Genomic DNA, 12,583 nt, shown 5'->3' on the forward strand with positions numbered 1-12,583 from the left:
CGTTGTGAAACGCTTATCATCATCTTTTACTTATACAAAAAATAAAACATTGGAACTCAATAGGGATATTGGGATTCCAATGTTTTTTTTATGCAATAAACTGATTACTTTTCATTACCTAAATCTATCTGCGATATCTGATTCAACAGGTTTACAGCCTGCCCTACTGTCTTCACATCATTGATGCGAAGCATTCGCTTGTTGAATTTTTCTTTCAGAACACAATCTTGAATATGACTGGTAACGTAAGCGAGTATGCGGTTAAACATCTGACTTCTGTAGAACGGACTGTTTACATTGCTTACAAACTGCATCTGCATATAGCCCTGCTTGAGAATAATCTTCTCGCAACCTAGCTTCTTGCCTACCCTACGCAGACCTACCACATGCATCAGTTCGTCTGCTTCATGAGGCACAGGACCAAAACGGTCTATCATACGCTTGCGGTAAGCTTCTACTTCATCATCGCTCTCCAGGCGGTCCAGTTCACGATAAAGAAGCATGCGCTCACTGTCACCAGGCACATAAGTCTGAGGGAAATACATCTCCAGATCGCTCTCTATGCCACAATCGTCAACGAAATCATCACCCGTAAGCTGGGCACCTTCATCCATCTTCTCCTGATAAAGATCACAGAACTCCTCGTTCTTCAACTCTGTGACAGCCTGAGAGAGAATCTTCTGGTAGGTTTCATAACCCAGATCTTCCATAAAACCGCTCTGCTCAGAGCCCAGCAGATTACCCGCACCGCGGATATCCAGGTCCTGCATGGCGAGATTGAAGCCGCTACCCAGTTCGCTGAACGTCTCCAGAGCCTCCAGACGGCGACGCGCCTCAGGAGTAAGTGCACTCTTAGGTGGCGCCATCAGATAGCAGAAAGCCTTCTTGTTGCTTCTTCCTACGCGTCCACGCATCTGATGCAGGTCACTCAATCCGAAGTGATGAGCATCGCTCACGATAATCGTATTGGCATTGGAAATGTCGATACCGTTCTCTACAATAGTGGTAGAAAGCAGTACATCATAATCGTAATTGATAAAGCCCATGATGATTTTCTCCAAATCCTCAGGCTTCATCTGTCCGTGACCGATTGCTACCCTACAGTCTGGGATATGCTTCTCGATGAGCATCTTGAGCTCCGGAAGCTTGGATATTCTGTCGCATACGAAATAAACCTGTCCGTTTCGGCTCATCTCGAAATTGATGGCATCGCAGATAACTTCACTACTAAACGTTACCAGTTCGGTATGAATCGGATAACGGTTAGGTGGCGGAGTGCGCATGATACTCATATCCCGGGCGCCCATCAGAGAGAACTGGAGGGTTCGCGGAATCGGAGTGGCACTCATCGTGAGTGTATCGACATTTACCTTGAGCTGACGGAGTTTCTCTTTGGTAGACACACCGAACTTCTGCTCTTCATCGATGACGAGCAGTCCCAGGTCATGCCATTTCACGGTCTTTGATATCAGCTTATGCGTACCTATGAGGATATCAATCTTACCCTCTTTCAGGGCGTCAAGCACCTCTCTGGTTTCCTTCGTTGTACGGGCTCTACTGAGATAGTCTACCCTTACCGGCATGCCTTCCAGACGCTTTTTGAAAGTCTGATAGTGCTGGAAAGCCAGAACGGTAGTAGGCACCAGCACCGCAACCTGCTTGCTGTCGCACGCTGCCTTGAAGGCTGCACGGATGGCAACCTCTGTCTTGCCGAAGCCCACATCGCCACAAACCAGACGGTCCATCGGTCTGCCGCTCTCCATATCCTTCTTTACCTCCTGAGTAGCCTTATTCTGGTCTGGCGTATCTTCATACAGGAAGGAAGCCTCCAGCGTATGCTGCAGATAATTGTCGGCACTGAAGGCGAATCCCTTCTCCCGTCGGCGCTGGGCATAGAGTTTGATCAGGTCGCGCGCAATGTCCTTGATTCGCTTCTTAGCTTTGTCCTTGAGTTTATCCCAGGCACCTGTACCCAGTGTAGACAGGCGAGGCGGAGTACCGGTATCGCTGCGGCGATATTTGCTGATTTTATAAAGCGAGTGGATAGAAACATCCACCTTGTCATTGTTCGTATAGACGATGCGGATCATTTCCTGATAGCTGTTGCCCGTAGGAACCCTAACCAGACCGCCGAACTTGCCGATACCGAAGTCTACATGCACGATAAAATCTCCCACTTCCATCTCCTGCAGTTCCTTCATGGTGAGTGCCATCTTGCCGGCTCTCGCTTTATCTGAGCGCAGGTTATATTTATGAAAACGGTCAAAAATCTGATGATCGGTAAAGAAACAGCACTTCTTGTCATGGTCAGTAAAGCCTTCATGAAGCGTCTTGTCTACCGGTGTAAAACGGATGGCGTAGTGCTTCAGCTCTTCGCTTTCAAAGATATCCTTCAGGCGCTGTTGCTGCTTCTGGCTATCTGCCAATATATATAAGGTGTAACCCTGGAGCAGGAAATCCTCCAGAGTCTGGCAAAGCAAATTAAAATTCTTATGGAAAAGAGGCTGTGGAGCGATATTGAAAGGTATCACAGCCGGACTCTCTGACGGAGCGACCTTGCCGAACTCGATACGGAGATGAGCCGCTACTGCCTTCTTGAAATCGAGCGGAGAAACGAGGTTGAGCTCGGTCTTCATGTCATGTCTGATGCGCTCTGCCTCTACCTCAGTAGCTCCCTCCAGCTGCTCGGTAAGACTCTGCGATGAGAAGCCTTCAGTATAGATCTGACCGATGCGGTCGCAAACGAAAGAAAGGTCTTTCGCCACGACTGGCGTACTTTCGGAGAGGAAATTGAGGAAACACTGCTTGTTGCTCTCGATATGGGCGAGTTCGGGCACGATTTCTATCTCTGTGCGCTTCACCTGCGAGAGCTGGGTCTCAACATCAAAGGTACGGATGGTGTCAATCTCATCGCCGAAGAAGTCGATACGGAACGGATATTCGCAGCTGTAGGAATAAACATCGAGGATGCTTCCACGCACGGCAAACTGGCCCGGTTCATAAACATAATCGGTTTCTTTGAGTTCGAAATCGCGCAGGGTATGAACCACATCGGTCTGAGCAATCTGCTGGCCTACAGCCAGTTTCAGAATTCGTTCATCCAGATTCTGCTTAGCCACAACGAGTTCTGCCAGTGCATCGGGATAAGTGACTACCAGGAAATGTCCTCCCGAAGAGAGGCGCGCCAGCACCTCTGTACGTAGGATTTCGTTCGCTGCATCACGCTGCCCGTATTTCACGGCACGCCGATAGCTGGAAGGAAAGAAGAAGACCTTCTCCTGCCCCATCATCTGAGTGAGATCGTGATAAAAATAGCCTGCTTCATCGGCATCATCCAGCACGAAGAGTACCGAACGCCTCATCTTCCCCTGCAGAGAAGCAAAGAACATCGGAGCCGAAGAGCACAGCAAACCCTGGAGAAAAATGGAATGAACCGACTTCTTCCCCATCAAATCAAAGAGGGCATCCGCCTGTGGCGAACGCCCGTATGTTTTTTCTATCTTTTGGATTTCCATCCAAGTACTGATTAGTGATTACTGATTACTGAGTAGTGATTACAGAGTATTAATCCTTCTTCGGATATTTCTTGAACCAGCCATCCAGGCGCAGTCGCATCACGCCAAAGAAAGCCTCACCGAAGATGCCACCACTCATCTTGCTCACACCTTCACGACGGTTAACAAAGATGACAGGCACCTCCTTGATCTTGAAACCGATTCGATGAGCCGTATATTTCATCTCTATCTGGAAAGCATAGCCCTTGAAGCGGATAGCATCCAAATCTATGGTTTCCAACACCTTACGTCGGTAGCAGACGAATCCAGCTGTGGTATCATTCACCTTAAATCCGGTTACGATACGTACGTATTTAGAAGCGAAATAGCTCATCAATACGCGTCCGATAGGCCAGTTGACCACGTTCACACCCGAAATATATCTTGAGCCTACAGCCACATCATAGCCCTCATCGTGAGTTGCCGCATAGAGACGAGGCAAATCATTAGGATCATGACTGAAGTCGGCATCCATCTCGAAGATGAAGTCATAGCCCTGCTTCAATGACCATTTGAAGCCCATGATATAGGCAGTACCCAAACCGAGTTTACCCGAACGCTCCAGGATATGCAGACGACCGGCAAACTCATTAGCCATCAAGCCCTTGACAATGGCAGCAGTACCATCAGGACTTCCGTCATCGATAACGAGGATATCAAACTGCTTTTCGAGACCGAAGACAGCACGGATGATTTTCTCGATGTTTTCCTTCTCATTATATGTAGGAATGATTACTATGCTATCACTCATAACTTCTTCTAATTTTAATGATTCTGATACTAAATAATGTAATACAGATGCAAAATTACAACTTATTTTTGAAATAACAAGCGAAAAACCGAAATTATTGGTCCGGATTCTCTACAAAACCCTGATATTTCTTGTCAAGTCCGTTCATGATCGCCTCATAGCTCTTGTTCATCTGGTTCTTGATATTGTCAGCTCCCTTGCCTATCGGCTCGATAGGCTCATGAATAGTGAGCTTCAGAGGATGCCAGAAAGCCCAGTAGATGTCCTTCATACGAGGCTTCACATCGAAACTGCCATTGATGGTAAGCGGACATACCGGCAACTGCAGTTCATCGGCAAGCATGAAAGCACCGCGGCGGAACACGCCCATGTGACCCGTAAACGAACGGGCACCCTCTGGGAATACCACCAGCGACATGCCCTCTTTAAGCACCTCACGAGCACGGTCATAAGAAGCACGGATCTTAGAAGGTCCGCTCTTGTCTACAAAGATGTGGTGCGCATACTCACAGGCGATACCGATGAGAGGCACTTTGCGCAAGCCCTTCTTCATCATCCACTTGAAGTTTCTGCCCAGGAAGCCGTAAATCAGGAAGATATCGAAAGCACCCTGATGATTGGCCACGAAAACATAACTCTGGTTCTTCTTGAGATGCTCACGTCCCTCCACCTTTACAGGCAGAAGGAGAATGCGGACCCAAAGCCAGGACCAATACTTACCAGGATAATAGCCCCAGAAATGGCCATTGCCCAGCATGCATCCCAAAACTGTAGTTACACTGGTTAAAACGCTAGCCAACAAGAGGATTGGCAAGCATATTACAAGCTGATACAGACGATATAAGTACTTCATTTTTTATTAAGAATGAATAATTTAACACTCAATATTTAACATTAAACACTCAACACCCCTCATTTTCTTTTGAGTGTGATGACCACGATTTCTGCCGTAGCCCCGATGCGGATTGGAACGGTACCGCCCAGACCCGATGTGGTATAGAGCTGGCAACCCTCCTCCTCGAAGAGACCGTAATCATAAGGAGTAAACATCGACGGACGCAAGCCCAGAATACTGATCTGCCCCGCATGCGTATGACCGCTCAGCGTAAGCTGCGGTGCTACGACCAGCGAATCCTTCCTGTCAGGTCCTATCACATCGCCATCCTCATCCTTCTCCTTATTGATAGTAGAAGGCCAGGTCTCGCGCCATTGCTTCGGAATATGCTGCAGCATCAGCACGAAAGAGCCCGGTCTGATGCCATACAGCGCCTTCCTTACGTTAGTGCGCTTTGGCTTGTCATAGTTCTCTGTACCAGCCACATAGATGCTGTCAGCGCCTCTATGCACCGCCACATGCTCATTCATCAGCAGGCGCCATCCGCAACTCCGCTGGAAGTCCTGCATCCGCTTCTCGAGCGCAGCTATCTCCTGCTCGTCATCTACATCCATATAATAGGTGTAATCGTGATTGCCCAGCACACTCATCACGCCATCTCTGGCTTTCAGACTGCTGAGCAGCGCCTGATACTCAGGCAGTTCATCGGGTGTAACATTCTGTAAATCACCCGTAAAGCAAATCAGATCAGGTTTTTCGGCATTAATACTGTCGATATCGCGCTGAGGCAGATGACCACGCCAGCCATAGTATGACCCGAGATGGATGTCGCTGAACTGAACGATGCGATAGCCCTCGAAAGACTTCGGCAGATTGGGTACATAGATGGTGATACGCTTGACTTGCATCTTAGGAAAACCTTCGGTAAATCCGTAGATAAAGCAGAAGAACGCCACCGCTCCCACTACCAGTCCGAGGAGCTTGCCCCAGTTGCGATGGCCGTGGAGAAGCCTCATACAGCACCAACCGAAGACACTGAACAGGCTGAAGACAAACTGCGGAACCGCACATACTGCCATCATCACAAACCAGATGTCGATGAGCACCGGATTGCGTGGCAGGAAGTTGGGCAGCATCGTGATATATGCGCTGTAGGCGATAACCACGAAAGCCGGCAACCAGAAGAGCACCCGCTGCCAGAGACTCTTCAGCCGTAACTTGCCGTACCTTTTATATATCCACAGATACGGCAACAGGGTGAATACCACTACGGGTATCAATATTCTTGCTATCATTTCTTGATCAAACTTGATTGAAGATACGTTTTCATTGCCTGCACGGGCACTCCTCTGCGCTGTGCATAGTCGCGAAGCTGGTCGTCTCCTATCCGTCCCAGTTCGAAATACCGCGACTTGGGATGTGCAAACATCAGCCCCGAAACACTGGCATGAGGCGTCATCATTCCGCTTGTGGTGAGCCGGATGCCCACCTGACTCATATCGATGAGCTGGTCGATGATGAAGTTGGCACTGGTATCGGGCAGCGAAGGATATCCTATAGCCGGACGGATGCCCTGATAGCGCTCCAGATGCTGGTCTTCGATGCTCAGCTGCTCGTCGGGAGCATAGCCCCAGATGCTGCGTCTCACCTCTTCGTGCAACTTCTCTGCCGTGGCTTCAGCCAACCGGTCGCAGAGTGTCTGTGCCATCATATTGAGGTAGTCGTCCGAGCGATATTTCTTCTCCAGACCGCCATCTACCGTCGTGCAGAAGATACCCAGCCGGTCTGTTATTCCGCTGCCCAGAGGACGGATGAAATCAGCCAGACAGAGATTGGGTTCTCCCTGAGCCGCCGGATGCTGCTGTCGGAGCATCGGGAAGCGGACTTTCTGCCCTTCCAGCCAGATATCATCCCCCTCGCTGTTCGCCTCGAAGAGTCCGAAGACGGCATAGGTATGATATTCGCCTTCCCATGAATGGAGCATATCGAGCGCCTCAGCCTTCATTTTTTCCTTTTCCTCTCGAGGTTTGCCGCTCAATCCCCAGGCATGATAGAAATATAGCCAGTTGATATATGGCTCAATTTCGCTTATATTGTATACTATTCTTCGCATCCGATACGATATTTTATTTTACAATCCCCGTAAGATTTCCCTTTTCAGGAATTGTTTCTGAACTCCAGTTCCTCTCCTCTGCAAGCGGCATCAAACACGCCTTTGTTATAGATAAGATGACCGTTACAGAAAGTCTGTTCCACTTTCCATGCAAACTCGTCACCCTCTACAGGGCTCCATTTACACTTGCTCTGAATCACCTCTTCGGTCACCTTCCAAGGCTCTCCCTTGCGCACCACAACGACATCTGCCTTATAACCCGGACGCAGGAAACCGCGCTGACTGATATGGAACAGACGGGCTGGATTATGGCACATCAGTTCAACCAGACGCTCGATACTGATTATCTTTTCGTCAACAAGTTTCAGCATGCTTACCAGTGAGAACTGTACCATCGGCATACCTGATGAAGCCTTGGCACAACCGCCCTGTTTATCCTTCAACTGATGAGGAGCATGATCGGTACCTACTACAGTTATCTTGCCATTACTCAGCGACTTACACAAAGCATCGCGGTCAGCAACGGTCTTTACAGCAGGGTTGCATTTGATGCGTGCGCCCTTCACAGCGTAATCTTTATCCGAGAACATAAGATGAGCCACAACAGCCTCGCCTGTAATATTTTCATCCTTACCAAAGAACTCCAGTTCCTTAGCCGTAGTAACGTGGGCGATATGGAGATGCGCCCCGCTTTCCTTAGCCAGCTGCACCGCCAGACGGCTGCTTTCATAGCAAGCCTCCTCGCTGCGTATTTCCGGATGATGTTCTACGGCAGGGTCCTCACCCCATTTCTGCTTAGCCAGCTGCATGTTGCGGTTAATGATTTCGGTATCCTCACAGTGGGTCATCACCGGCAAATCCAACTCTTTCGCCTTCTTGAAGATAGCCTGCAGTGCCTCATATTTATCCACCAGCATATTGCCCGTACTGGAACCCATAAAGAGCTTGATGCCCGGTACACGATGCGTATCGAGCTGCTCAAAATCATTTACATTATCATTGGTAGCGCCAAAGAAGAAACTGTAGTTCACATGACTCTTCTCTGCGCCCAGCTGCCGCTTTGCCTGCCAGGCCTCCAGAGTGGTAGTCTGAGGCACCGTATTAGGCATCTCGAAATAGCTGGTCACACCACCAAAGGCAGCTGCACGGCTTTCGCTCTCGATGTCAGCCTTCTGCGTAAGTCCCGGCTCACGGAAGTGAACATGATCATCAATCACACCCGGCAAAACAAAACACCCCGAGGCATCGATGACTTCATCGTAATTGCCACGGGGTGCCTCGCCTTCATATATCTCCTTGATAAATTCACCATCCAACAAGAGGTCGCCCACAAAAGAGCGACCCTCATTTATAATGGTTCCATTCTTGATTAATTTCATATTACTAAACTTATAAAATGAAGAGTTTTACAAGATGTTAATGCCCAAGACCTTGAAAGAGCCCTGTTTCTACTCCTGACCTTCCTGTTTTTCAGGAATCGTAGGCGCAGCCAGTTCGTTGGCTGTAGGTGCCGGAGCCGCATCAGGATTTACCTGTGGAGCCGCTTCCATCTCTGGCTGCATGCCGCCCTGCGCATCTCGGGTACCGTTCATAATCTCCTGATTTTCTTGAGCTTTCTTATAATAGTCCTTTACATAAGGATCATTCTTGAAATAGTCGGTAGCCTTGCTCATGATATCCTCAATCCAAGGAGAGAGCATCGGATACTGGTTGCCCATTGTAACGAGGAAGAAGACGCCCGGTCCCAGCACATTGTTGAAGTTGTCGGTAACAAACGAAGTGATGAGCTTGTCTTCCTGTTCAGAGAGGCGGATGGATTCCTCGTTCAGATGCTTGTTGACAGCCACCATATCGCTACCATTCATGATAGCCTGGTCGTGCTTGTGTACCAGTTCGCGTAATTGATTCTGAATCTGCTGGTATTTCTTGAAGAAGCCGAAGAGCTTATCGTTCATAGGAGTACCGCTTACCACCTGCTGTGTATCATCGAGCTTCACCGTAATGCTTCCACTCTCCAGCACCAGCGGCAGCACAGGGTCATCATCCATGAAGATATTCGCCATCTTCATAGAGTCGACAGAACCCTGAAAATGGAACTGTCCGTGCACTACATCGCAAGAATCCACGTTCTTGAAATCGTTGTTTTCCAGTATCTTAAGGTACAGCATGCGTCCGTCCAGAGTACTTACGTTAGAAGTACCCGAGATATCGTAACTGTTGGCACAAGATGCTAGTGCCATCAAGGCAATGAATGCGTAAAATATTCTATTCATAAGCTATCTATATCACTTTCGGTGAACAAAAGTACAATCTTAATTTGAACTGACGAAATAAATTGCAGCAATTTAATTCATTCTTACAAGATTTATGTTTTGTTTGCACTCCTATTGCCCACCGAAAGCTTTTTTCTCGTCCTTTCTATATTACTGATTGTTTTCCTTCTTCAGTTCATGAGAGATGCGATGCGTGGTATACAGTTCCAGCAGGGCTGCGATGAGAAGGAAGACTACCCACTTATTATAGAAATAGGTGATATAGGTCTCATAATTCTCAAACCAGCGGCGCAGGAAGGCATACACCGTATCTACCATCGAGATGCCTGAGAGCACGAAGAAGATGTCTGCCACATACTGCATCCGCTTCAGGCGGTGGATAACCAGCGAAGGTCCCTCATAGACCTGCATCGCCTGCATTACACTGAAGAGTATGGTGCCCAGCAGGAACCCCCAGCTCGTTACCTGCACCAGCTGCGGATGTGAAAAACCAAATGCGAAGCAAGCCGCACCGACAACCATCAGCACGCCGCCCAGCAAGAAAATAACACTTTCCAGTTTACTCAATTGTTTCATTTTCGTCTTGTTCGTTAGTTTTTTCCGGAATATCCGAACTCAATACAAAGATGTCTTCATCATCAGCCTTCATGAAATAACGCTGGCGGGCTATCTTCTCAAATGCCCGCACACCATGCTGCATATCACGCAGGGTATGCTTGTCGTTTTCATACTGCTCACGATATTTTTCTATCTCCGAACGGAGCGTAGCTATCTCTATCTGGTACTTAATGTGCTGTCTTACACTGTTGTCGTCAACCACACCAACTACCAGAACACCCGCTACAATCACTATAAGATACTTATAATGAGCGAGATAATTCCATATAATACCAAGTTTTTTACTCATTTCTTCCGAATTTGTTTGCAAAGATAATATTTTTTTGTTATCTTTGCATCATCAATTAAGAAAAAATAATGGAAGAGTATATAGTTTCTGCAAGAAAGTACCGTCCGATGACCTTCGATTCGGTTGTCGGACAGAGTGCATTGACCACCACTTTGAAGAATGCAGTGAAGAGCGGCAAGCTGGCGCACGCCTATCTTTTCTGCGGTCCGAGAGGTGTGGGAAAGACCACTTGTGCCCGCATTTTTGCGAAGGCAATCAACTGCGAGCACCCTCGCGAAGACGGCGAGGCATGCAACGAATGTGAGAGCTGCCGTGCCTTCAATGAGCAGCGTTCCTACAACATCTTCGAGCTGGATGCCGCCAGCAACAACGGTGTTGACCAGATTAAGGTTCTGATGGAGCAGACCCGCATCCCGCCTCAGGTGGGCAAGTATAAGGTGTTTATCATCGATGAGGTCCACATGCTTTCTACAGCCGCCTTCAATGCCTTTCTCAAGACGCTGGAAGAGCCGCCTCAGCATGTCATCTTCATCCTCGCCACTACCGAGAAGCATAAGATTCTGCCTACCATCCTGAGCCGATGCCAGATTTACGACTTCGAGCGAATGACGGTAGCCAATACCATCAACCACCTGAAGATGGTGGCCGAGAAGGAAGGCATACAATATGAAGAGCAGGCGCTCGCCGTGATAGCCGAAAAGGCTGACGGAGGTATGCGCGATGCCCTCTCTATCTTCGACCAGGCTGCCAGCTTCTGCATGGGCAACATCACTTACCAGAAGGTAATCGAGGACCTGAACGTGCTCGACAGCGACAACTATTTCCGTCTGGTAGATCTGGCTTTGGAGAATAAGGTGCCCGAGATGATGGTAACGCTCGACGGCATTCTGAGCCGCGGTTTCGATGGCGGCAACATGATTCAGGGGCTTGCCCAGCATGTACGCAATGTGATGATGGCGAAGGACCCTCAGACCCTGCCTCTGCTCGAAACCAGCGACTACCAGAAAGCCAAGTTCCAGGCTCAGGCCCAGAAGGCTCCTACACCTTTCTTATATAAGGCGCTGGAACTGATGAACCAGTGCGATATCCATTACCGCGCCAGCAGCAACAAGCGATTACTGGTAGAGCTCACCCTGATACAGATAGGCCAGATTACGCAGCCCGAGAATCAGGATGTGCCTAGTGCGGGGCGTACGCCCAATAGATTAAAATCCCTGTTTCAGAAACTCCTGGCTCAGTCTAAGCTTGCCTCTCAGGGTGCAGGTTCTGAGCCTTCCGGCAGCAGCGAAAACCGGTCTTCACAGCCGGGAACGTCTGCTGCTACAGCTACTGCTGTGCCTTCGTCAGGGGCACCGGCAGCCGCTTCTGCAGCCTCTAATGCTGCATCTTATTCTACATCTGCCACCGCAGCCGCATCTGCCTCTCCAGAAGGCTCAGCCGCTGCCGGAGCTGCTACTGATGCTGCATCGCCTCATAAGCCACGACTCAAGAATATCAAGCTGGGCGGCATAGGCATGACTTTCTCTAACCTGAAGAAGAGGGATGAGAACCAGCGCCGCCTGCACAGTCCGTATGATGATACCAATGAGGAAAAAGCGACCATCACGGGCGACCAGAACGAGTTCACCCAGGAGCAGGTGGAAGCAACATGGTTCAGTATGTGCATGAGAATGCAGAACAAGCTGGATTTCATAGGCTTAGCCAACCGCATGAAGAGTATTGTACCGAAGATAACCAACTATCCGCAGATAGAGGTTATCATCAACAACCAGCTCTTATTAGACGACGTTTTGAACATCAAGAACCGCATTCTCAAGACTTTCGTCTTAGGTCTTCACAACAGCGAACTGAGCATCACCTACCGCCTTGCCGACCAGGAAGAGGTAGGCAAGGTTCTGACCAAGAATGAAGTTCTGGAACTTCTTATGGAGAAGAACCCTGCGATGAAAAAGCTCACAAAGGACCTGGATCTGGTCATGACATAGAAGATACTCCACACGATACGAAATTCTCCACTCCATGTAGGACAACCTATACGGAGTGGAGAAACTAGTACTATCTTCCCCAAATGCTGCCATTATACCCGGGCGTATGATGCCCAAGAGGTTATTCAGTATTCAGTATTCAGTTTTTTTCGCGATAGTTACCTT

The 12,583-nt window shown here is 48.7% G+C and carries 10 protein-coding genes; 1 reads left to right on the forward strand and 9 read right to left on the reverse strand.

What is annotated here, in order from left to right:
* Positions 1-104 precede the first annotated feature (104 nt).
* The 9 genes from mfd to DWV53_RS09615 form a co-directional block, all read right to left on the reverse strand.
* A complete protein-coding gene (gene mfd / locus DWV53_RS09575; protein WP_118153179.1) occupies positions 105-3,515 on the reverse strand; it encodes a transcription-repair coupling factor in 3,411 nt (1,136 codons plus the stop codon).
* Positions 3,516-3,564: 49 nt separating this feature from the next.
* A complete protein-coding gene (locus DWV53_RS09580; protein WP_006847253.1) occupies positions 3,565-4,305 on the reverse strand; it encodes a polyprenol monophosphomannose synthase in 741 nt (246 codons plus the stop codon).
* A 94-nt stretch (positions 4,306-4,399) separates the two neighbouring features.
* Positions 4,400-5,158 (reverse strand): lysophospholipid acyltransferase family protein, encoded by a 759-nt coding sequence (locus DWV53_RS09585; protein ID WP_118153181.1) that lies wholly within the window; start codon positions 5,156-5,158, stop codon positions 4,400-4,402.
* A gap of 59 nt (positions 5,159-5,217) precedes the next feature.
* Entirely contained in the window at positions 5,218-6,435 is a 1,218-nt protein-coding gene (locus tag DWV53_RS09590; protein WP_118153183.1) for a metallophosphoesterase, read from the reverse strand.
* Positions 6,432-7,253, reverse strand: coding sequence for a vitamin B12 dependent-methionine synthase activation domain-containing protein (locus tag DWV53_RS09595; protein WP_118153185.1), 822 nt, complete (start codon positions 7,251-7,253; stop codon positions 6,432-6,434). The genes DWV53_RS09590 and DWV53_RS09595 overlap by 4 nt, the downstream gene beginning before the upstream one ends.
* Before the next feature lie 44 nt (positions 7,254-7,297).
* Positions 7,298-8,632 carry a dihydroorotase gene (locus DWV53_RS09600; RefSeq protein WP_118153187.1) on the reverse strand — a complete coding sequence of 445 codons (1,335 nt, stop codon included), beginning with the start codon at positions 8,630-8,632 and terminating at the stop codon, positions 7,298-7,300.
* 69 nt (positions 8,633-8,701) lie between these two features.
* Positions 8,702-9,526 (reverse strand): DUF4369 domain-containing protein, encoded by an 825-nt coding sequence (locus tag DWV53_RS09605; RefSeq protein WP_117727574.1) that lies wholly within the window; start codon positions 9,524-9,526, stop codon positions 8,702-8,704.
* Positions 9,527-9,676: 150 nt separating this feature from the next.
* On the reverse strand, positions 9,677-10,102 hold the full coding sequence (locus DWV53_RS09610) for a hypothetical protein (RefSeq protein WP_118153189.1): 426 nt from the start codon (positions 10,100-10,102) through the stop codon (positions 9,677-9,679).
* Entirely contained in the window at positions 10,086-10,433 is a 348-nt protein-coding gene (locus DWV53_RS09615; RefSeq protein ID WP_117691582.1) for an FtsB family cell division protein, read from the reverse strand. The genes DWV53_RS09610 and DWV53_RS09615 overlap by 17 nt, the downstream gene beginning before the upstream one ends.
* A gap of 68 nt (positions 10,434-10,501) precedes the next feature.
* On the opposite strand from DWV53_RS09615, the gene DWV53_RS09620 reads away from it, so the two are divergent.
* Positions 10,502-12,418, forward strand: a complete 1,917-nt coding sequence (locus DWV53_RS09620; RefSeq protein WP_118153191.1) for a DNA polymerase III subunit gamma/tau — start codon at positions 10,502-10,504, stop codon at positions 12,416-12,418.
* Positions 12,419-12,583: the final 165 nt, after the last annotated feature.

The sequence above is a fragment of the Segatella copri genome (assembly GCF_003465495.1).
GTDB lineage: Bacteria > Bacteroidota > Bacteroidia > Bacteroidales > Bacteroidaceae > Prevotella > Prevotella copri_G.